This window comes from Mycobacterium sp. GA-2829 (assembly GCF_001499965.1).
In the GTDB taxonomy this organism is placed as follows: Bacteria; Actinomycetota; Actinomycetes; order Mycobacteriales; family Mycobacteriaceae; genus Mycobacterium.
Window position 1 is genome coordinate 106,510 of sequence record NZ_LQIT01000008.1, and the last position, 21,159, is coordinate 127,668.

At 68.4% G+C, this 21,159-nt stretch carries 22 protein-coding genes; 8 read left to right on the forward strand and 14 right to left on the reverse strand.

Features of this window, described 5'->3' with window-relative positions; all coding sequences use genetic code 11:
* Positions 1-4: 4 nt before the first annotated feature.
* The 4 genes from AU194_RS06595 to AU194_RS06610 form a co-directional block, all read right to left on the reverse strand.
* Positions 5-1,465, reverse strand: a complete 1,461-nt coding sequence (locus AU194_RS06595) for an FAD-dependent oxidoreductase (RefSeq protein ID WP_059088433.1) — start codon at positions 1,463-1,465, stop codon at positions 5-7.
* Positions 1,462-2,370 (reverse strand): biphenyl-2,3-diol 1,2-dioxygenase, encoded by a 909-nt coding sequence (bphC, locus tag AU194_RS06600; RefSeq protein WP_059088434.1) that lies wholly within the window; start codon positions 2,368-2,370, stop codon positions 1,462-1,464. The genes AU194_RS06595 and bphC overlap by 4 nt, the downstream gene beginning before the upstream one ends.
* 14 nt (positions 2,371-2,384) lie before the next feature.
* A complete protein-coding gene (locus tag AU194_RS06605; RefSeq protein ID WP_059088435.1) occupies positions 2,385-3,566 on the reverse strand; it encodes an acyl-CoA dehydrogenase family protein in 1,182 nt (393 codons plus the stop codon).
* 87 nt (positions 3,567-3,653) lie between these two features.
* Complete coding sequence (locus AU194_RS06610; RefSeq protein WP_059088436.1) at positions 3,654-4,676, reverse strand: ferredoxin--NADP reductase; 1,023 nt, start codon at positions 4,674-4,676, stop codon at positions 3,654-3,656.
* Between the two features lie 89 nt (positions 4,677-4,765).
* On the opposite strand from AU194_RS06610, the gene AU194_RS06615 reads away from it, so the two are divergent.
* The gene (locus tag AU194_RS06615) at positions 4,766-6,379 is read left to right on the forward strand and encodes an NAD(P)/FAD-dependent oxidoreductase (protein ID WP_059088465.1); all 1,614 of its coding nucleotides are present in this window, start codon (positions 4,766-4,768) and stop codon (positions 6,377-6,379) included.
* Positions 6,380-6,433: 54 nt separating this feature from the next.
* On the opposite strand, the gene AU194_RS06620 is transcribed toward AU194_RS06615, so the two are convergent.
* Together AU194_RS06620 and AU194_RS06625 are read right to left on the reverse strand one after the other, a co-directional pair.
* Positions 6,434-7,291 (reverse strand): alpha/beta fold hydrolase, encoded by an 858-nt coding sequence (locus AU194_RS06620; protein ID WP_059088437.1) that lies wholly within the window; start codon positions 7,289-7,291, stop codon positions 6,434-6,436.
* A gap of 34 nt (positions 7,292-7,325) precedes the next feature.
* Positions 7,326-7,925 carry a TetR family transcriptional regulator gene (locus tag AU194_RS06625; protein ID WP_059088438.1) on the reverse strand — a complete coding sequence of 200 codons (600 nt, stop codon included), beginning with the start codon at positions 7,923-7,925 and terminating at the stop codon, positions 7,326-7,328.
* Positions 7,926-8,022: 97 nt separating this feature from the next.
* Between AU194_RS06625 and AU194_RS06630 the strand changes: the two genes are divergently transcribed.
* Positions 8,023-9,408 carry an MFS transporter gene (locus tag AU194_RS06630; RefSeq protein ID WP_059088439.1) on the forward strand — a complete coding sequence of 462 codons (1,386 nt, stop codon included), beginning with the start codon at positions 8,023-8,025 and terminating at the stop codon, positions 9,406-9,408.
* Here the strand turns inward: AU194_RS06630 and AU194_RS06635 are convergent.
* Complete coding sequence (locus tag AU194_RS06635; RefSeq protein WP_059088440.1) at positions 9,302-10,141, reverse strand: SDR family oxidoreductase; 840 nt, start codon at positions 10,139-10,141, stop codon at positions 9,302-9,304. The genes AU194_RS06630 and AU194_RS06635 overlap by 107 nt on opposite strands.
* Positions 10,142-10,238: 97 nt before the next feature.
* On the opposite strand from AU194_RS06635, the gene AU194_RS06640 reads away from it, so the two are divergent.
* Both AU194_RS06640 and AU194_RS06645 read left to right on the forward strand, forming a co-directional pair.
* Entirely contained in the window at positions 10,239-10,538 is a 300-nt protein-coding gene (locus tag AU194_RS06640) for a hypothetical protein (protein ID WP_059088441.1), read from the forward strand.
* Positions 10,539-10,572: 34 nt separating this feature from the next.
* On the forward strand, positions 10,573-11,454 hold the full coding sequence (locus AU194_RS06645) for a universal stress protein (protein ID WP_059088442.1): 882 nt from the start codon (positions 10,573-10,575) through the stop codon (positions 11,452-11,454).
* On the opposite strand, the gene AU194_RS06650 is transcribed toward AU194_RS06645, so the two are convergent.
* From AU194_RS06650 to AU194_RS06660, 3 genes are all read right to left on the reverse strand, one after another.
* The gene (locus tag AU194_RS06650; protein ID WP_059088443.1) at positions 11,455-12,375 is read right to left on the reverse strand and encodes a TIGR03619 family F420-dependent LLM class oxidoreductase; all 921 of its coding nucleotides are present in this window, start codon (positions 12,373-12,375) and stop codon (positions 11,455-11,457) included.
* Positions 12,376-12,380: 5 nt separating this feature from the next.
* Entirely contained in the window at positions 12,381-13,220 is an 840-nt protein-coding gene (locus AU194_RS06655; RefSeq protein ID WP_059088444.1) for a mycofactocin-coupled SDR family oxidoreductase, read from the reverse strand.
* A gap of 82 nt (positions 13,221-13,302) precedes the next feature.
* Entirely contained in the window at positions 13,303-13,896 is a 594-nt protein-coding gene (locus tag AU194_RS06660) for a TetR/AcrR family transcriptional regulator (RefSeq protein WP_059088445.1), read from the reverse strand.
* Between the two features lie 57 nt (positions 13,897-13,953).
* Between AU194_RS06660 and AU194_RS06665 the strand changes: the two genes are divergently transcribed.
* Both AU194_RS06665 and AU194_RS06670 read left to right on the forward strand, forming a co-directional pair.
* Positions 13,954-15,228 carry a cytochrome P450 gene (locus tag AU194_RS06665; RefSeq protein ID WP_059088446.1) on the forward strand — a complete coding sequence of 425 codons (1,275 nt, stop codon included), beginning with the start codon at positions 13,954-13,956 and terminating at the stop codon, positions 15,226-15,228.
* 138 nt (positions 15,229-15,366) lie between these two features.
* Positions 15,367-16,398 carry a hypothetical protein gene (locus tag AU194_RS06670; protein ID WP_157575922.1) on the forward strand — a complete coding sequence of 344 codons (1,032 nt, stop codon included), beginning with the start codon at positions 15,367-15,369 and terminating at the stop codon, positions 16,396-16,398.
* Between the two features lie 27 nt (positions 16,399-16,425).
* On the opposite strand, the gene AU194_RS06675 is transcribed toward AU194_RS06670, so the two are convergent.
* From AU194_RS06675 to AU194_RS06685, 3 genes are read right to left on the reverse strand one after another with little or no spacing between them, the layout of a single operon-like run.
* The gene (locus AU194_RS06675) at positions 16,426-17,238 is read right to left on the reverse strand and encodes a carboxymuconolactone decarboxylase family protein (protein ID WP_059088448.1); all 813 of its coding nucleotides are present in this window, start codon (positions 17,236-17,238) and stop codon (positions 16,426-16,428) included.
* The gene (locus tag AU194_RS06680) at positions 17,222-18,031 is read right to left on the reverse strand and encodes a mycofactocin-coupled SDR family oxidoreductase (protein ID WP_082698507.1); all 810 of its coding nucleotides are present in this window, start codon (positions 18,029-18,031) and stop codon (positions 17,222-17,224) included. Before AU194_RS06680 ends, AU194_RS06675 begins: the two co-directional genes overlap by 17 nt.
* A complete protein-coding gene (locus AU194_RS06685; RefSeq protein ID WP_059088449.1) occupies positions 18,028-18,858 on the reverse strand; it encodes a mycofactocin-coupled SDR family oxidoreductase in 831 nt (276 codons plus the stop codon). The genes AU194_RS06680 and AU194_RS06685 overlap by 4 nt, the downstream gene beginning before the upstream one ends.
* Before the next feature lie 83 nt (positions 18,859-18,941).
* Here AU194_RS06685 and AU194_RS06690 point away from each other — a divergent pair, with 83 nt between their 5' ends.
* Positions 18,942-19,538 (forward strand): TetR/AcrR family transcriptional regulator, encoded by a 597-nt coding sequence (locus AU194_RS06690; protein ID WP_059088450.1) that lies wholly within the window; start codon positions 18,942-18,944, stop codon positions 19,536-19,538.
* On the opposite strand, the gene AU194_RS06695 is transcribed toward AU194_RS06690, so the two are convergent.
* On the reverse strand, positions 19,503-20,192 hold the full coding sequence (locus AU194_RS06695) for a DUF899 family protein (RefSeq protein ID WP_059088451.1): 690 nt from the start codon (positions 20,190-20,192) through the stop codon (positions 19,503-19,505). The genes AU194_RS06690 and AU194_RS06695 overlap by 36 nt on opposite strands.
* A gap of 193 nt (positions 20,193-20,385) precedes the next feature.
* On the opposite strand from AU194_RS06695, the gene AU194_RS06700 reads away from it, so the two are divergent.
* On the forward strand, positions 20,386-21,159 hold a 774-nt coding region (locus tag AU194_RS06700), incomplete at its 3' end, for a DUF222 domain-containing protein (protein WP_157575924.1).

Genomic DNA, 21,159 nt, shown 5'->3' on the forward strand with positions numbered 1-21,159 from the left:
GGCGTCAGCCCTTGGCGGCGGACCTGCCTGCGCGGCGGCCGTAGAAACTGCCGTCGCCGAGTGAGATACCGCTGGCATATCCCCAGGCGGCGAGGCCCGCGGTGGAGCGCCCGGCCGCGAACAGGCCGGGGATGGGTTCGCCGCTGACGTGCAGCACCTCACCGTCCAGTGAGGTGTGCAGACCACCGAGGGTGAACCCGCCGATGCTCTCCCGCAGGTCGATCGCGCCGACCGGGGAGCCGACGGGGCGCAACCACTGCGGCTTCTTGTGCAGCAGCGGATCCTCGCCGCGCGCGGCGCCCTCGTTGTAGGCGGCGATCGTGGCCTGCAGCGACTCGGGCGCCAGTCCGATCTCGCCCTCGAGTTCGGCGACGGTCTCGCACACCCAGGTCGGCGGCCGCAGCATCAGCTGCGGGGACAACGACGACATGGCCTCCTCCTGGGCGTCGCCGTCGATGATCAGGTACGCGGTGTTGTTCTGGTGGTACAGCGTCAACTGCCCGACCCGCCCCGGGTAGGTGTCCTCGGCGACGAAGCGTTGACCGCGTTCGTTGACCAGCACGCCGCGCACCAGCTGCTGCGGGTCGATGAAGATCGCGACCTCGGTGGCGTCCATGTGCGCGAGGTCGGCGCCGAGGGCCTGGGCCATCCGGATCGCCTGCCCGTCGTGCTGTTCGATCGAGGCGGCGGGGCGTCCGGCGATGCGCGGGGCGTACTGGGCGACCATCGCGTCGTTGTAGGCGAAGCTGCCGGTGGCCAGCACGACGCCACGACGGGCCCGGATGGTCACCTCGGTGCCGTACTGCCGGGCCTGGATTCCGACCACCCGGTCGCCGTCGACGATCAGGCGCTGCACGCGCACGTCGTAGAGCGCGCGGGCGCCCGCCGCGGTGGCGGTCTCGACGAGCGGCTTCATCAGCATGTAGCCCGCGCTCGCCTCGCCCTGCTTCTTGTTCGACATCTGCGGGACGTGTCCGCGCGGTGCCGGGGTGGCGATGGTGTTGAACGGATAGGAGTTCTCGCCGCCGCTGTACATCAGGCCCTGGTCGCCCATCGGCTCCCAGCCGGGTTCGCCGAAGAACTCGGCCTTGAACGGCACCCCGCATTCGACCAGCCAGTCGAAGTGGGCGACGCTGCCCTCGCAGTAGTCGGCGATGCGGGCGGTGTCGGCGCCCGGACCCATGGCCACGGTCAGGAACGCCGCCATGTTCTCGACGGAATCGTCGAAGCCACAGGCCTTCTGGATCGGCGTGCCGCCGCCGAGGTAGATGAACCCGCCCGCCATCGACGCCGCGCCGCCCCAGGAGCCCATGCGTTCGAGCACCAGCACGTCGGCGCCGGCTCGAGCCGCCTCGACCGCGGCGGCCGCACCGGCGACGCCGTAGCCGGCGATGACCACGTCGGCCTCGTGGTCCCACCCGGTGACCGACGCGGCCGGAACGGGACGGACGTCGTCGACCGTCATGGCCGCATTGCGGCCGGGAGGTCACCCACCCACTGGTGACCCCAGTAGCTGTCGGCGGTGATCTCCTCTGCGGTGTAATAGGTTTCGTCGACGCGCATCCCCTCGGTGCCGAACTCGATATCCCAGTCGCCGGGCGCCCGGACGTAGAACGACACCATCTTGTCGTTGGTGTGCCGGCCCAGCGTCGACGACAGCTGGTAGCCGTCGGTGTTGACCCGGTCGAGCGCCTGGCCGACGGCGTCCAGGGTGTCCACCTCGACCATCATGTGCACCAGACCGGGGTCGCGCACGGTCGACGCCGGGCAGATCGCCAGGCTGTGGTGGCGTTCGTTGATGCCGAGGAACCGCACCCGCACGGGCCCGAACTCCGGCGGCACCGGCACCCGGAACGCGCCGCGCGACCGGAAGCCCAGCACCTCGGTGTAGAAGTCGAAGACGCCGTTGACATCGAGGGCGGGGAGCACGACGTGCCCCAGACCCTGTGCGCCGGTGACGAATCGGGCGCCGTAGGGCGTGACGACGGGGCTGTGGTCGAGCACCGCGCCGTGGAACACCTCGAGCGAGGTGCCCGCGGGGTCCTCGAACGCGATGACCTCCTCGACGCGGCGCGCGTCGGCCTCCTCCAGCGTGAGCTGTTTGAACGGCACCCCGGCGGCGTCCAGGTCGGCCTTGACCTGTTCGAGCGCGGCGTGGTCGCGGACCTCCCAGCCCACCGTGATGATCCGGTCCGCGTCGCCGGGGCGCACGATGATGCGGGCCGCGCGTTCGTCCATCCGCAGGTACAGGCACGACTCGTCGGGGCCGCTGCCCTCGGCGAAACCCAGTACCTGGAAGGCGAAATGGCGCCACCGGTCGATGTCGGCGGTCTGTACGGTGACGTAGCCGAGGCTCTTCAGCGCAGTCATGTGTGCTCCCGTTCTCAGATCATGCCCCGCAGCGCACCCTGGGGGTCGACGCCCAGGGAGCTCAGCGCGGAGGCGTGGTAGATGGTGCCGGGGGTGTGGATGGCGTGCGCCACCCCGGCGTGCGCGTCGCGCCAATACCGTTGCAGCGGTTTGTCCATGCGCAGCGCGTTGCCGCCCGACCGCGAGAAGATCTGGTCGACGGCCATGACCGCCCGCCACACCGCCTTGATCTGGCTACGGCGCACCGCGGCGCGTTCGGCGAACGTCACCTCCTTGCCCGCGTCGACCATGTCGTAGATCCGGTCGACATTGGCGAGCAGGGCCTGACGGGAGGCCTCGATGTCGGCGGCGGCCTCGCCGACCGCGTACATCACGTAGGGGTCGTCCTTGACGGCGACGCCGCTGGCGTTGACCCGTTCGCGTTGGTAGTCGAGGTGCGCGGCGAGCGCCCCCTCGCAGATGCCGATCGTGGCGGCGCTGATGCCGAGCGGGAACATCGTCGACCACGGCATCTTGTAGAGGGTCTTGGTCATACCCGCCTCGATCTGCGCGGTGCCGTCCATGACCTTCATGCCGTCCATCGTGCGGTAGGTCGGCACGAACGCGTCGCGCACGATGACGTCCTTCGAGCCGGTCCCGCGCAGCCCGACCACGTCCCACGAGTCGTCGACGATCTGATAGTCGCTGCGCGGCAAGATCATGTGCAGGATCTGCGGCGGCATCACCGGTCTGCCGTCGGCGTCGCCGACCATGGCGCCGAGGATGATCCACTCGCAGGCGTCGGTGCCGGAGCTGAACTGCCAGCGCCCGTTGAACAGGTAGCCGCCGTCGACGGGTTTGGCCACGCCCTGCGGGGCATAGGGGGAGGCGATCCAGGTGTCGTGGTCGGTGGCCCAGATCTCCTGCGCCACCTTCGGATCGGCGTAGGCCAGCTGGTAGGGGTGGACCCCGACGACGCCGTTGACCCATCCGGCCGCCGGGTCCAGCGCCGCGGTGGCCATCACGGTCTCGGCGAATTCGCGCGGGTGCACCTCGTAGCCGCTGTAGGCCGCAGGCTGCAGCAACCGGATGTTGCCGATCGCCTTCATGTTCTTGACGGTGGCGTCGGTGAGCTGGCCGAGGCGCTCGGCTTCGACCGCCTGCTCTCTGAACTGGTCGGCCAGTTCCATCACCCGGTCGATTACCCGCTCGGTCATGAGGCGTCCTTCTCTCGTGAGGTCTCTTCGATGGTCTACCGCGATCGCGCGCGGCTCGTGGCCGAATCCCGATGAATGGAAACGCCGTCAGAACTCGATCCGCACCTCGTCGGAGGCCGGCGTCGCCTGACAGCCGAGGATCGTGCCCTCGGCGACGTCCTCGGGTTCGAGGATGTCGGTGGCGGGCATGTCCACCCGGCCGTCGACCAGGGTGGCCGCGCACGATCCGCACTGCCCTTCGCGGCACGAGTAGGGGACGTCGAGGCCCGCGGTGAGCATCGCGTCGACCAGGGTGGCGGTGCGCGGCCACCGCAGCCGGTGTTCGTCGCCGTCGAGGGCGACGCTCAGGTCGACGGCGTCGGCGTCGGGTTCGGCGGTGACCGGGGCAGCGAACGGATCGCCGGTCAGGGAGCGGAACACCTCGGTGTGTACGGCGTCGCGGGCCATCCCGGCCTCGCCGAGAGCGATCTGCACGGCGGCCATGAACGGGGCGGGCCCGCACAGGTACGCCTCGTCGCCGGCCAGCCGGCGCGCCAGCGCGGTGAGCTGGTCCTGCCGGGGCAGGCCCTGGACGGATTCCAGCCAGTGCACGACCGTGAGCCGATCGGGATGGCGGGCGGCCAGGTCGCGGAGCTCGGCGGCGAAGATCACCGACCGTTCGTCGCGGTTGGCGTAGACCAGCGTGATACGCCCACCGCCGAGCGCGAGCGCCGACTTCAGGATCGACATCACCGGGGTGATGCCGCTGCCGCCCGCCCACAGCAGCAGGTCACGGTCGAAATCGGCGGGGGTGAAGACCCCCGACGCCGGCAGCGCCTCGATCACCTGACCGGCAACCACGTTGTCGCACAACCAGTTCGACCCGTACCCGCCGTCCACGCGCTTGATCGTCACCTTCGGCGCCGGATCGGTGTGCGGTGAGCTGGCCAGCGAGTAGCAGCGTGCCACCGCGGTTCCGTCCGCCCCGGGTACCCGCAACGTGAGGAACTGACCGGGTCGGTAGTCGAGCCGGGTGCCCTCGGCGACCGCGAACACCAGCGAGCGGGCGTCGTGGCTCTCCTCGATCACCTCGGCGACGGTGAGCTGAACCGGATTCACGTCGGCGATCATGAGGGCAGCCCGCGGGCGGCCGGAATGTGGCGTCCGTTGACCGGGAGGGCTGCCCACTCCAGCGGGGCGACCCGCCTAGCTTGATCACCGTGGACACCTCGGCTCAGCTGCCCGACCAGGTCGACGCGGTGGTCGTCGGCGCCGGATTCGCCGGGCTCTACGCCCTGCACAAGCTGCGCTCGGCCGGCCTGACCGTCCGGGTGTTCGAGGCCGCCCCCGACGTCGGCGGCACCTGGTACTTCAACCGGTACCCCGGCGCCCGCTGCGACGTCGAGAGCGTCGACTACTGCTATTCGTTCTCCGACGAACTCCAGCAGGAGTGGAACTGGAGCGAGAAGTACGCCACCCAGGGCGAGATCCTGCGCTACATCAACTGGGTCGCCGACAAACTCGACCTGCGGCGCGACATCACGTTCGACACCCGGGTCACCTCTGCGGTGCTCGACGAAGCGAGGCTGCGCTGGACCGTCACGACCGACGCCGGCGAGGTGGTCAGCGCCCGGTTCTGCATCATGGCGACCGGGCCGCTCTCGGCGGCGCTCACGCCGCGGTTCCCGGGCCTGGACACCTTCGCCGGCGACATCTACCACACCGCGGACTGGCCGCACGAGGACGTGGACTTCACCGGCAAGCGGGTCGCCGTGATCGGCACGGGATCGTCGGGTATCCAGTCGATCCCGATCATCGCCGACCAGGCCGCCCAGCTCTACGTCTTCCAGCGCACGCCGAATTACAGTGTGCCCGCGGGCAATCGGCCGCTGACCGCTGACGACCTCGCGACGGTCAAGGCGAACTACGCCGAGCGGCGGGAGCTGTCGTGGCGCAGCGGCGGCGGCTCACCCCACATCGCGCATCCCAAGCTGACGATGGAGGTCTCTGCCGAGGAGCGCAGGGCCGCGTTCGAGAAGCGGTGGGAACTCGGCGGGGTGCTGTTCTCGAAGACGTTCCGCGACCAGATGATCGACCCGCAGGCCAACGAAGAGGCCCGGCGGTTCTACGAGGAGAAGATCCGCGCGGTCATCGACGACCCCGCGGTCGCCGACCTGCTCATCCCCACCGATCACCCGATCGGCACCAAGCGGATCTGCACCGACACCAACTACTTCCAGACCTTCAACCGACCGCACGTCGAACTGATCAGCGTCCGCAAGACCCCGATCGAGTCGGTCGACGCCACCGGCATCGCCACCACCGACGCGCACTACGACGTCGACATCATCGTGCTTGCAACGGGTTTCGATGCGATGACCGGCGCGCTGGCCAAGATGGACATCATCGGCCGCGGCGGTGAGGAACTCGCCGACGACTGGCGCGACGGGCCCCGGACGTATCTCGGGCTGGGCGTCGACGGATTCCCGAACCTGTTCATCGTGTCCGGCCCGGGGGCCCCGGCGGTGCTGGCCAACATGGTGCTGCACGCGGAGGCGCACGTGAACTGGATCGCCGACTGCATCGAGTACCTGGACAGCCACGGGTACGCGGCCATCGAGGCCACCCCGCAGGCGGTCGACGACTGGGGTGTCGAACTCACCCGCCGGGCCGACGCGACGCTGTTCCCGCAGGCGAACTCCTGGTACATGGGCGCCAACATGCCGGGTAAGCCGCGGGTGTTCATGCTGTTCATCGGCGGGTTCGGGGTCTACCTCGACATCTGCGCCGAGGTGGCCGAGGCCGGCTACAAGGGTTTCGCGCTGCTCAAATGAGCCCGCCGAGCGTGAGCTCGTGTGCGAGTTCTCGACGAGATCTCGCAAACAAGCTCACGCTCGCAGCAGAAACGACAGCACCGTCGCCTCGAACGCGGCCTTGGCCTCGATCATCGCCCAGTGCCCGCAGTTCGGGAACACGTGCAGTTCGGCGTTGGGGATGCTGCGCATCGGGATGAGCGCCATGTCGAGCGGGCTGACCCGGTCGTCGCGGCCCCAGGTGAGCAGCGTGGGCGCCGTGACCTTGTGCATCTGGGTCCACGGCTGCGGGATGTCCGAGGACCGCATGAACGCCATCATCTGCGCGAACGCCTTCTTGCCGTACATCCGGCGGGCGGCGGCCAGCGTCTCGGGATCGGTTGCCAGTTCCCAACGTTCGGCGATCAGCTCCTCGGTCACCAGCGCCTCGTCGTAGACCATCGACCGCAGCCAGTCGATCAGCCGCGTCCGCGTGGGATCCTCGGTGAACTCCTGCAGCAGCCGGATCCCCTCACTCGGCCCCGGGCTGAACACGTTGGTGCCGATCCCGCCGATGGTGACCAGCCGGCGTACGCGATCGGGCTGATGGATGGCGAAGTTGATGCCCACACCGCCGCCCATCGAGTTGCCGACGATGTCCACCCGATCCACCCCGAGGCCGTCGAGGAACGGGGCCACCGCCCCCTGGGCGTCGATCATCGGGTGGCCGCCGGCGTCGTCGCTCACCCCGAACCCGGGGAATTCGAGGACGAGGCAACGGAAGTGGGCGCTGAACGTGGGCAGGACACCACGGAAGTTCCGCCACCCGGTGACCCCCGGGCCGGACCCGTGCAGGAACAGCACCGTCGGCCCCGTACCGGTGTCGTAGTAACGCAGCGTGCCCTTCGGCGTGGACAGCTCCTGCAGCGGCAACTGGTCAGATGTCGCGGTCATCGACGGCTCCTCGTTCCCTGTGATGGTTCGGCGCTCAGACTGCCCGAACTCCCGCGGCCGTGAGGCCTTCCTCGGCGTCGTGTCGGGCGATCAACGCGATTGTCTTGGCCAGCCGCTCGCGGGAATCGTCGGCGGTGGCGCGGTTCTGGACCACCGCCAGCATCGATGCCGCCCAGATGTCGGCCACCAGTTCGGCGATCTGCCGCTGGCGCAGTGTGGGGTGCCGATGCCCCATCGCCGCGGCCAGCATCTGGCGCAGGCTGGTTCGGACCTGCTCCGCGTTAGCGGCCGCCACGCTGTCCGCGCACAGGTAGGCGCGGGTGACGGCGTCGGCGAGCAGCGGCTGTGCCCAGAGTTGCCGGGTGATGACGTCGGCAACGTGCAGGAGCCGGTCGTACGGCGACAGCAGCTCGGGCAGGCCGGCGTCCCCCTCGCACAGCGCGAGCCAACGGTGCAGCGCGGCGACGAGGAGATCGTCCTTGGAGGAGAAGTACTGGTACACGGTGCTCGGCGCGACGCCCGCCCGGTCCGCGACCGTGCGGATCTGCACGGCGTCGTAGCCGTCGGCAGCCAACTGCAGGGCGGCCGCGACGATCCGGTCCCTGCGGACCACCGCGACCGTCGTCTTGTCCACCGCTGCAGGCTAGGGCCGCCCGGCATGTGCGCACAGCGGCCTCTCGTTGAATGGGAATCCGTCCCGCCGGCCGTACCGCGGACGCCAGGATGGTTGCGTGGATGACACGTCGAGGTCTTCGCCCGCACTGCTGCGGCGGGTCGCCATCTCGAGCCTGCTCGGCACCGCGATCGAGTACTACGACTTCCTCGTCTACGGCACGATGAGCGCACTCGTCTTCGGGGCGCTGTTCTTCCCGGAATCGGATCCCGCGGTGGCCACCATCGCCGCGTTCGGCACGCTCGCCGCGGGGTACGTCGCCCGTCCGGTCGGCGGAATCCTGTTCGGACACTTCGGCGATCGCATCGGACGTAAGTCGATGCTGGTACTGACCATGACGTTGATGGGCGTCGCGAGCTTCCTCGTCGGCGTGCTGCCGACCTTCGCCACGGTCGGCGTGGCGGCGCCCGTCATGCTGGTGGCGCTGCGCGTGATCCAGGGCGTGGCGATCGGCGGCGAGTGGGGCGGCGCGACACTGATGGTCACCGAACATGCCGAACCCCACCGCCGCGGTGCCTGGAACGGTGTCATGCAGATGGGTTCGCCGATCGGGTCGCTGCTCTCGGTCGCCGTCGTCACCGCGATCACGCTGATGCCGGACGAAGCGTTCATGTCGTGGGGTTGGCGGGTGCCGTTCCTGGTCAGTCTGCTGCTGCTCGGGATCGGCATCTACGTGCGGTTGTCCATCACGGAGAGCCCGGTGTTCGAAGCGGCCAGACGCGAACGCCCCACGCGTCCGCCGCTGGTCGAGGTGCTGCGCCGTCCGGGCAGCCTGGTCCTGGCCTGCGCGGTGGGCATCGGACCGTTCGCGCTCACGGCGCTGATCAGCACCTACATGATCAGCTACGCCACCGCGATCGGCTACCACCGCACCGACGTGATGACCGCGCTGATCTTCACGTCCACGACCGCGCTGATCACCATCCCGCTGTTCTCGGCGCTCTCGGACCGCGTCGGGCGCCGGGCGGTCATCGTGGCGGGCGCCGTCGGCATCGTCTGCTACGCCTGGCCGTTCTACGCGCTGGTCGACGTCGGTTCGGTACCGCTGCTGTTCGTGGCGATGGTGATCGCGCAGGTGCTGCAGTCGTTGATGTATGCCCCGCTCGGCGCGTTGCTGTCGGAGATGTTCGGCACCCGCGTCCGCTACACCGGCGCGTCGATGGGCTATCAGTTCGCCGCACTCCTCGGCGCCGGGTTCACCCCGCTGATCGCGAGCAGCCTGATGGCCGAGGGAACGTCGCGGACGCCGCTGGTGGCGTTGGCCGCCGGGTGCGGGGTGGTGACGATCGTGGCGATCTGGCGGGTCACCGAGACCCGCGGCACCGATCTCACCGACGTCAGTTACGGAACCGCTTCAGGTAGGACACCAGCCGGCGGGTCGGCACCTTCCGCGGCCAGTCCTCCGGACGGAAGTGCGCGTCGGTCCCGCCGTCGACGAATATGATGCTGCCGCAGAGGAAGTCGGCAGAATCTGACAGCATGAACCGGATCCAGTCCGCCAACTGACCGGCGTCGCCGAAGCCGCCCACCGGAACCGGAAACCGCTGCACGGCCTTGGCCTGTTGCGGTGAGGCCAACTGCTCCTCCAGCAGCGGGGTCATGATCGCCCCCGGAGCCAGTGCGTTGAGCCGGATCCCGGCGCCCGCCCACTCCGGGCGCACCGCATGCCGCCGCACCCAGCGGCTGACCGCGATCTTCGACGCCGCATAGATGAGTGCCGACCCGACCGGACCGAACACCCGCACCGCGCGGACCGCCTTGTCGACGTCGCCGGCCAGCAGCGCCTTGACGGCGCGTTCTGGCACCAGCGGCGTCGTTGTCGTCGAATTGCTGGATACCACAACAACTTTCGCATTACCGGCCGATGCCAGCGCCGGCCGGAAACCCTCGAGGAGTTCGACGACCCCGCGGTAGTTGACCTCGGCGATCAGTCGGAGCCTGCCCTTACCGCTGCCCGGGCCGATGCCCGCGGCGAGCACCGCACCGTCGAGGTGCCCGCCCGCAGAGGCGACGACCTGGGCGACGGCCCTGGCCCGACCCTCCGGAGTGGACAGATCGGCGACCACGTCCGCTTCCTTGACGTCGACCCCGATGACCCGGTGGCCGTCGGCCTGCAGTCGCTCGGCGGTCGCGCGCCCCATCCCCGACGCCGAACCCGTGACGGCATAGGTGCCCATGAAGAGCCCTCCTGTATGTCGCTGTGGCAAAGACTGTGGCACACCCGGGCTCCCGACGCGGCGCCGGGGGCCGGTGACCGGAACCTAGACTCGTCGCATGGCGGATCCGCCGGTCACCGAGGACGGCCACCACATCGTGGTCAACGGGCGTAAATGGCGCGCCACCGACCCGGCGATCCCGGAGGAGCGCCGCGCCGAACTGACCCGCATCTTGATGGCGTGGCGCAGGGAGGTGCGCCGCGCCAAGGGCACCGACGACGAACCCGCGGCGCGGGCCGGGGTGCAGGCGGCAAAGACGGCGCTGGGTGAGCGCGGCACCCCGCCGTGGTGGGAGCAGACCGATGCGCAACGCCGGGCCCGCTGGCAGGCCCATGTGCCCATGCCGGGCGAGCACTGAGAGACTCACAGCAGCGGTCGAGGAAAGGATCCCCATGCCCGAGCACACCGGACCCGTGATCGTCGGTATCGACGGCAGTGATAGCGCCCTCCAGGCCGCCCGGTGGGCCGGTTCGGTGGCCGCGGCCTGCGGTGCGCCGCTGCAGATCCTGCACGCCATGCCGAGTATGGGGCGCAACCTCACCGAGACCATGGCGGCGATCCAGGCGGCGATCATGTCGTATCAGCGCGATGCGGCGCTGATCTACCTACGGGCCGCTGAGGACGCGGTCCGCGCCGACCACCCCGATCTTGCGGTCACGATCGAAGCCAGCGAGACCCCGGTCGACGAGGCGTTGATCGCCGCGAGTGCGGCCGCGCGGCTGGTCGTGCTCGGCGGCAAGGATGTCACGGGTGCGGCGGCGGTGGTCCTCGGGTCCACGACGCTGCGGGTCGCCACCGACGCCGCCTGCCCCGTGGTCGCGTTCCGCGGGGACGACGTGGCGGTGTCGGACCGGCCGATCGTGGTCGGCGCGGACGGGTCCGATGCGGCGTCGGCGGTGCTGACCGCGGCGTTCGAGTTCGCGACGGCCGTCAAAGCTCCGCTGCGGGTGGTGCGGTCGTGGACGACCCGCGCGCCCGCAGGCGACGTCACGATCCCGTTCCTCATCGACTGGGAGGCGCTGGAGGTCGCCGAGTGGGCCGCGCTCACCGAGCTGGTCGACGGGTTCGGCGAGCGGTATCCCGACGTCGAGGCCGACTGTGTCGTCGAGACGGAGTCGCCGGCCAAGGCACTGCTCGGTCAGACGGCGGGGGCACAGCTGGTCGTGGTGGGCAGCCGGGGCCGCAACGCACTGGCGGGGCTGGTGCTGGGGTCGACGAGCATGAACCTGCTGCACCACAGTCAGGTGCCGGTCATGGTGACGCGGGCGGGCTGATCACGGCACCTGCGGTTTGATCTCCTCGATGACCCACTGGGCGTAGTCCAGATACTCCTCCACACCGCTGACCCGGGGGAGTGGGACGGCGCTGACGGTCACGCCTTGTTCGCCGAGCCAGCACAGCCGGTCGACGATCTCGGCCGCGTTCATCCCCGCCCGGGCGTCGGGGGTGTGCTTGGCGACGTGGCCTTCCCCGACCCGGTTCGTGCCGAGACCGTGCACGACGTCGAAGGGTCGGCCGTCGTACTCCGGTTGGGATTTGATGAACTCGACCCGTTCGGCGATCTTCTCGGGGGTGGTGAGGAACGACCACCAGCCGGATGCGTACTTCGCCGCGCGCCGTAGCGCGGCGTCGGCGTCGCCGCCGATCCAGATCGGCAGGTGCGGCTTCTGCACGGGCTTGGGCTCGAACGCGACGTCGTCGAAAGAAACGTACTTGCCCTCGAAGCGCGGCGAATCGCTGGTCCAGAGCTCGACGATCGCGGCGAGGTATTCGTCGGCGATGCGTCCGCGTTCGTGGAACGGCACCCCCAGAAGCTCGAATTCCCGCTCCAGCCAACCGACTCCGAAGGTGACCATCATCCGGCCGCTGCTCATCCAGTCCGCGGTGGCCAGCGCCTTGGCCAGGACGATAGGATGCTGCAGCGGCAGGACGGTGATGCACGAGTTGAGCCGGATGCGTTCGGTGGCACCCGCGAGATAGGCCTGCGCGACCGTGGACTGCAGATAGTGCGGACCCGACAGCTCGACGTGTTCGGTGGGGATCGCGAAATGCTCGGGAACCGCGATCATGTCGTAGCCCCACTGGTCGGCGCACTTGGCCATCCTGGTCTGGTCGGCGCCGGTGACCGACGCCTCCCAGGGCTGCATCATCGCGGGCAGCCGCAGCATGTGCGGCAGGTTGAAGACGAGTTTCACGCGCGCTACTTGAGCATGCTGCCCGCGTCGACGGTGACGGGAAGCCCTGTGATGTAGCGGGATTCGTCGGAGGCCAGGAACAGCACCGCGTTGCTGACGTCTTCGGGTTCGACCCAGCCGACGGGCAGGACGTGCATGAACTGCGCGGCCACCGCGAGATCGTCGACGCCGGGGTTCTCCAGGTCCGGGCGGAACAGCTTCTTGGTGCCCTCGTTCATGAACAGCGGCGTGTTCACGTTCGTGGGGCACACGGCGTTGACCCGAATCGAGTGCTGCCCCAACTCGACCGCGAAGGTGCGCATCAGGCCGATCACCCCGTGTTTGGCGGCGATGTAGTGCCCGGTGTGCGGATACGGCTTGAGCCCGCCGACGGAGCTGGTGAGGATGATGGAGCCGCCCCGTCCGCCGGAGAGAAGATGTGGGACAGCGGCTTTCACCGTCTTCCACACCCCGGACAGGTTGACGTCGATCATGTCGCGCCAGTCGTCTTCGCTGGTCTTGTCCAGCGTCTGGCCGCCGTTGCCGATGCCGGCATTCGCGACGACGATGTCGAGGCGGCCGAGCTGTTCGACGCCGCTGCGCACCACCGCGTCGAGTGCGTCGAAGTCGCGCACGTCGACTTCTGCGGTGACGATGCGGCGGTTGAGGCCCTTGACCAGGTCGGCGGTCTCGGCGAGCTCATCCGGTGTCGCAGCGGGGATCTCGGTGTTGCTGCTGATCGGTGCGCACACGTCGACGGCGATGATGTCCGCGCCCTCGGCGGCCAGACGGACCGCGTGACTGCGGCCCTGACCGCGTGCGGCGCCCGTGATGAACGCGACCTTGCCTTCGACGCGACCGCCCATGACCGCCTACCTTTCGCCGGGCCGCCGACGTCCGGCGGCACTGATCGATCGATCAGGAGCGTGACACTGCAGGCGGGACTTGTCAACCCTCCAGCAGGTCGAGCTGGCGCTCCATGAAGGCACGTAAGTCTTCGTGTCCCAACGTGACACCGACGGCGCTCTCGTTGCACAGGCTGCGGGCGGTCTGCGCGATCAGCATCGAGACCGCCGCGGGCGGGTACTTCTCCAGATCAACGCCGCGGGCGCGCAGCGACACCGTCACCGCTGCGGTCTCGATGTCGCGGACCCGTTCGGCGTAGGACTTGAGTTCGGCGCGAATTGCCTTGCGGTGGTTCGCCAGTGCCATGAATTCGGTGTTGAGTGCGGTCAGCTTGAGATCGCTGTTCATCCGCCACAGCGTGTGCAGCGGATCGTCGTCGGTCAGCGCCTTGCGCATCCGCTCGAGCGAGGCCTCGGCGCCGTTGCGCAACACCTCGACGAACAGGTCGTCCATGGTGGGGAAGTAGTAGTAGACCAGGGCCTGTTTGACGCCGGCCTCGGTGGCGACCCGCCGCGAAGTCGCTGCGGCATAACCTTCCTCGCGCATGACCTTCGCGGTGGCGTCGATGAGGCGCTGGCGGGCGGCGGTCTCACCCTTGGCGTTGCTTGACCGCCTGTCCGGCGACGTGATAGGCATGGCGCATTCTATCAGCCTGATCGATCGATCAGGATGGAGCGAAGGGACCGATCGCCCGTGACCGACCTCGCCACAGTCGACTACTTCTCCGATCCCGACATCAGCCAGCAGCCGTACGCGTACTGGGATCAGCTTCGTGAGCAGGGTCCGGTGTTGCGGGAGCCGCACTACGGCGTGGTCATGGTGACCGGTTACGACGAGGTGCTGGCGGCCTTCCGCGACCACGAGCACTTCTCGGCCGTCAACGCGATCGGTGGACCGTTCCCGCCGCTGCCGTTCGAACCCCACGGTGACGACATCACCGAGCAGATCGAGGCGCACCGCCACCTGTTCCCGATCCACGAGCACATGGTGGTGATGGATCCCCCGGCGCACAGCCGCGCCAGGTCGCTGCTGACCAAACTCCTCACGCCGCGGCGGCTCAAGGAGAACGAGGATTTCATGTGGCAGTTGGTCGATCATCAGATCGACCAGATCGCGGGCAACGGCCGGTGCGAGTTCCTGTCGGAGTACGCCAAACCGTTCGCGACGTCGGCGATCATCGATCTGCTCGGGGTGCCCGACGAGGACCGCCCGGAGTTCCTCGCCGCGCTGGGGGCGGAACCGCCGCACGGCGGCCGGGTGGGTGCGCTCGACGGTGCGCCGGTGGGCCGCGACCCGCTGCGCTACCTCGACGACAAGTTCGCCGGCTACCTGGCCGACCGCCGCCGCGAACCGCGCGGCGACGTGCTCTCGGGAATGGCGAGCGCGCTGTACCCGGACGGGTCGACGCCGGAGCTGATGGAGGTCGTCAAACCGGCGACGTTCCTGTTCGCGGCGGGCCAGGAGACCGTGACGAAACTGCTCAGTGCGGCGGTGCAGGTGCTCGGCGACCGGCCCGAATACCAGGACATCCTGCGGGAGAAGCCCGAGCGGATACCGACGTTCATCGAGGAGGCGCTGCGGATGCACGCGCCGACGAAGGTCGACTTCCGCTTGATCCGCAAGACCACCACGCTGGGTGAAGTGCACCTGCCTGCGGGCACCATCGTGGCGTTGTGCCTCGGCGCCGCCAACCGGGATCCGCGCAAGTTCGAGGATCCGCACGAGTTCCGGCCCGACCGCAAGAACGTGCGCGAGCACGTCGCGTTCGGCCGCGGGATCCACAGCTGCGCGGGCGCTCCGCTGGCCCGGGTCGAGGGTGTGGTGACCGTTCGGCGGATGCTGGAACGCCTGCGCGACATCAGGATCGACGAGAGCGTGCACGGACCGGCCGGTCGGCGGAACTACGCCTACGAGCCGACCTTCCTGCTGCGGGGGCTGACCGAACTGCACATCGAGTTCAGCGTCTGACCGGTTAGTGGCACTCATCTTCATAGCCTGAGGGCCAGTCGATTCGCGAGCGGATCGACGAAACCCCGGTGTGGTCAGGCCGGCCGACCTACCATGATCTTGGTGCGTTGTGCGCGCCCTGGGATCTCGCGAGGGGGCATGAATCTGCTGGCTCACGAGCTGGCACATGTTGTGCAAAGACGTCCTGAACTCACCACGGCTCGGCGTCCCTCTGCCGCCATCCTTCGGGCCCCTGTATCCACCGCGCCGCCGGCCCACACGCCGAAGCAGACGCAGTCGACCAACGACTGCCACCCGGTCAACAGGGTTCAGCACAACCGCGCGCACCGCATCATTCAGCATGACTACGTCACGAGGCAGAATCCGGTTGCGGTGAGGGAATACCAGATTCCGAACTCCAGCGCGTTGGGCTACCCGGGGTGGGCAGACCTCGCGGACCGATCGGCCAAGATCCTGTATGAGGTCAAGTCGGTGTGGGAGTGGGCGCGTGGTGCAGAAGAGGTCGACCGGTACATCGACATGGCCAACGTCTACTGCGGAAGCGGTTGGTCTGGCGGGACGGACTACGTTCCCACGGTCTTCGAGGACCCGGGTGACATCAACAACGTCTTGCTGGCTGCGTCTCCTTCGCCAGGGCTGATCCTGTACACCTGGTTCCGGCGCGACAACCCGACGGGCAAGATCCCCGCGGAGTTCAAACGCAAGATCGAGATTCCGTTGGCGGAGCAGACGAAGACGAGTGCAGCGAAACCCAACGTCTCCTCTCCCGATGCCCGCGGAAACCCTGGTCCCAGTCCCATGCCGCTAACGACACCGGGTGCTTCTCCGGAACCTGAAGGCGGGGAGGTCATTCCGTTCCCGAAGCCGCCGAAGCCCGATCCTGGCGAGCAGGAACTCGCACCAGCTGCACGAACCACGACCGAACGCGTACTCGAATTCGTCACCGATCTGATCGTCAGTGGACGAAACGTGGAGCAAGCCCTGACGAAGTTCCTGTCCGAGAATCCAGCGATCCTGCAGAACATCACGATGATCGTGGCGGCAATCGCCGCCGGCGCGTTGGTAACCGACGTCGCGTCGGGATTCACCGCGGTCATCAAGGATCCGGCCGTTATCGCCATCCTTTGCGCCATGCTGCGGGTCGCTCAGACGCTGCAGCCCGCACGCTGAGCACCGCGGGCTTCGGCGCCGTGACGACTACCCGGAGTCCGCGGCCCACTCCTGGGTGACCCGCCGCTTCTGCTCGTCGATCGCCTGGCTGAGATGGGCGGCCTTCGGCCACCCGTAATGGGCGGCGAAATGCAGTGCCAGTTCGTCCATCTCGTCGAACGACAGGTCGCGGCTCTTCAGTGCGGCATAGACGTGACTCATGATCGGATACGGCGCGTCCTGGAACGCTACGCAGGCGACGGTGATCAGCCTGCGCTCCCTCATGCCGAGGCCGGGCCGCAGCCACATCTCCCCGAAGACGAAGTTGAGTATGCCCGCGCCGGAGTACGGGTTGTCCCGCGTGGGCGCGAACGGCAGACAATTGATGTCCTTGAAGGCCTGTTCGCCGACGGCCAGCCGGTCCTCGGTGTCCTCGGGGGTGTCCAGCGGGAGCAGCGGTGGCGGCGGCGGGGTCTGTTCTCCGCGCTCGCGGTGGATGCGGTCCCACAACTCGTCGACGATCATGTTGAACCGCGACGCCTTCGGCCAACCGGCGTAGACGGCGAAATGCAGTACCGCTTCCCGTATCTCGTCGATCGTCAGGTCTGCGCTGTTGAGCGCGGCGTAGACGTGGTCGCGAAGCGGCGTCTCCGCATCCGCCGCGGCCACGCAGGCCAGCGTGACGAAGCGGCGGTCGCGCCGGCTCAACCCCGGCCGCTGCCAGACGTCGACGAACACGAAATCGAGCAGGCGCACCATGGCCGGGGACTGCGGTTCAGGTGCCGGCACGGTCATCACGTCGGCGTAGGCGCGCCGTACCCGCTCGACGGCGTCGACGGGGATCTCAACGGAGTGTGACACCGGCGTCCACCTTGAACTCCAGACCCGTGACGTACCGGGATTCGTCGGATACCAGGAACAGCACCGCATTGCTGATGTCGACTGCCTCGGTCAGGGCGATCGGCAGGGCGTTGACGAACAAGGGGATCAGATCGGCCCGCGCCTCGAGCACGGAGTGCAGCGACTCGGGGCGCATGCCGGTCTCGACGCCGGTCGGATGCACGGTGTTGACCCGGATGCTGTTCGCGGCGAGCTCGTTGGCCAATGCGCGGCTCATTCCGACGACGCCGTGTTTGGAGGCCGTGTACGGGGTGTGCAGCGGGGTGCCCTTGACACCGGCCGCCGAGCTGATGTTGATCAGGCTGCCACCGCGTTCGACCAGGTGCGGAATCGCTGCGGCGCAGGTGTTCCAGGTGCCGATCAGGTTGATGTCGACGACCGTGCGCCACTGCTCGGAAGTGGTGTTGTCCCACGTGCCCACCGTCAGCACCCCGGCGTTGGCGACCGCTGCGTCGAGCCCGCCCAGCCTGGCCGCTCCGTCGTCGACGGCGGCCGACAGCGCCGCGGCGTCCCGGACGTCGACCTCGTGCGTGACCACCCGGGCGCCGTTCGCCTCGGCCAGCCGGGCCGTCTCGTCGAGTTCCGCCTCTGTGGCGAGCGGATATTCGAGTTCGGGCAGTGACCGGCAGATGTCGATGAGGATCAGGTCGGCCCCTTCCTCGGCCAACCGGACGGCGTGGCTGCGACCCATCCCGCGTGCGGCGCCGGTGACGACGACGCGCTTGCCCGCGGCGCGGCCGATGCGGGCGCTCACAGCTTGTTGCAGAAGCCGGCGTCGACGGGGAAGGTCACCCCGGTGACGTACTTTGCCGCGTCGGACACCAGATAGGCGATCGCACTGCTGATCTCGTCCGGTTCGAGCAGCTGTACCGGCATGGGGTTCTGCAGGTGCGGTCCGCCGTCAGGATAGTTCTCGAGGAACGCCGTCATCGATGGGTTGACCGCCATCATCGTGTTCACCGCGGTCGGATGGACGGTGTTGACCCGGATACTCTGTGGTGCAAGCGCATTGGCGAGCGTTCGCATGAGTCCGACGATGCCGTGTTTGGACGCCGCGTAACCCAGGCCGCCGCCCTGCAGGCCGCCGAACCCCCGCAGGCCCGCAGTCGAGCTCGTGAAGACGATGGACCCGCCGCGTCCGCCGGCGATCAGGTGCGGAATGGCGGCCTTGGCGGTGTGGAAGGAGCCGACCAGGTTGACGTCGACCACGTCGGTCCACATCTCGAGGTCCTCTTCGATGGTGAGGTCGCGGAAGGCCATGGTCGCGATACCGGCGTTGGCGCAGACGATGTCGAGACGGCCGAAGTGTTCGACGCCGTCGTCCAGCGCGGCCTTGAGAGCGTGGAAGTCCCGGACGTCGGCCACCGAGCCGAGCATCTTCGCCCCCTGGGCCTCGACCAGTGCGACGGTCTCGTCGAGCTCGTCGCGGGTGGCCATCGGGTACCCGTTGGAGCCGATGTCGGCGCAGATGTCCACACCGATGATGTCGGCGCCGTCGGCGGCCAGACGTACCGCATGGCTGCGGCCCTGCCCGCGCGCAACGCCCGTGATGAACGCGACTCTTCCGTCCAGGGAACCCATGATCCTCGCTTCGTTGTGTCGAGTAACTGTGTTACTCGTTCGCACGGTAACCTAGTTACTCCCCTGCGGCAAGGAGTTTGTTGATGGACGAGACGCACGATCGGCTACTCGCCGTGGTGGTCGACATCCTCGAGTCCGACGGCTATGACGCCGTACAGCTGCGAGAGGTCGCCCGACGCGCCCGCATCTCGCTGAGCACGATCTACAAGCGGTACGCCACTCGCGACGAGCTGATCCTCGCCGCCCTCGAGGCGTGGATGGAGGACAACCGGTACTCCGGCGTCCGCCCCCAGCCGCGAACGGCGGGGAAGTCACTGCACGAGGCGATGATGGACCTGTTCCGCACCATCTTCGAACCGTGGGAACGGCACCCCGGCATGCTCGCGGCGTACTACCGCGCGCGCTCGTCGCCGAGCGGACAGCGGCTGCTGCGGCGGGGCCTCGACATCGTCGCGCCGGCGGGCCGGGAGTTGCTCGCCGATGTCGACGACGCCTTCATCGCGGATTTCGACGCCGTCGTGTTCAACGTGGTGTACGGGCTGCTTGGCCGGTTCTCCACGGGTGAGCTCGCGATCACCGAGATCCTCCCGACGCTCGACCGTGCGGTGTACTGGCTGACGGCCGGGTATGAGGCGACGACGGGTTCAGGGCTTCCCGTAGAAGCGCGCGATGTCCGGTGAGTCGAGCCAGCCCGAATAGGTCGGCCGCTGCGGCCAGCCGGGTGGGGAGTCCTGCCACTCCTCCTGGCGGCCATAGGGCAGCAGGTCGATCAGCGCGAAGCTGTGGCTGAGTTGTTCGGTTCCGCGGCCGTTGCTGTGCCAGGTGCGGAACACCGAGTCCCCGTCGCGGAGGAAGACGTTGACGCCGAAACCGCCCCCCGGGGGTGCGTCGACGTCGGCGCCGAAGGTGGTGCCCGCGGCCGAGTACCAGTCCATCTTGTTGCCGACCTTCTCCCGGTAGGCCAACGCCTCCTCGATCGGGCCGTTGGTCACGATGACGAACCTGGCGTCGTAGTTGTCGAGGAAGTCCAGGCGGGTGAACTGCGACGTGAAACCCGTGCAGCCGCCGCACTGCCACTCGGCGCCGTCGGTCCACATGTGGTGGTAGGCGATCAGCTGGGACCGCCCCTTGAACACGTCGGCAAGCCGGACCGGCCCCTCGGCGCCGGTCAGCGTGTACTCGGGCATCCGGACCATGGGCAACCGGCGGCGTTGGGCGGCGATCGCATCGAGTTCGCGGGTGGCGGCCTTCTCGCGGCGGCGCAGGTCCTCGAGCTCGGCGCGCCAGGTCTGTTCGTCGACTTCGGGCGGCAGCGCCCTGGTGTGAGTGGTCATCGCGACATCCCGTCGTTCTGTGGTTGGGCTTTCACCGGTATGGACCCAGTGTGGTCCGGAAACTCATCGCACGTCACCGACTCCTGGCGCTTCAACCGTCACCGAAGTCCTGGCACTTCAACCGTCACCCATGTCCTGAGACGCCACACCCATCCGCAGCTACTTGTCAGACCATCGCACTAGTGTTCGAACTATGGATGGAGGGTTCGGTACGGCGGTCGACGACCTGGTGTCGGCCGTGGCTGAACTGCAGGCCGCGTCCGTCGACGCCCTGACCCCCGCCGAGGCGCTCGCCGAACTCGATCGCATCAAGACCGCCCTGTGGGCGGTACCGGCCGTCGAGCATCGGTTGACCAGCCGGGTGATGGAGGCCTCGCCCAACGACTTCGGGGCCACCTCGCACAAACAACTGCTCGCGAACGCGCTGCGCCTGTCATTGAAGGAGGCCGGCGAACGCCTGGCCGATACCCGGCAGTTGGGGCCACGGCACACGCTGACCGGGCAATTCGTGCGCCCCGAACTGCCGTATACCGCGGTCGCGGTCGCCGAGGGCGCGATCGGCTCTGCCCACGTGCGGATCATCCAGGACTTCGTCAAGAAGCTGCCGATCTGGGTGTCGTTTGCCCGCCGCGACGACTACGAACGCGACCTCGTCGGGCATGCCCGGGTGCTGCGGCCCGACCAGTTCCGCAAGGTCGCCGAGGCGCTGATGGGGTTCATCGACCAGGACGGCACCGAACCCGACCACGAGACCATGCAGCGCCGCCGTGAATTCACCCTCGGCCGCCAACAAGCCGACGGCATGAGCCGCATCTCCGGCTACATCACCCCCGAAGCCCGCGCCTACCTCGACGTCGCCCTCGAGAAATACGGCGCCCCCGGGGTGAACCTGCCCCACGACGACGCCGTGGTCGCTGAGGTCTCCGGCCGTGACGAACGCAGCACCGGCCAGCGCCACCACGACGCG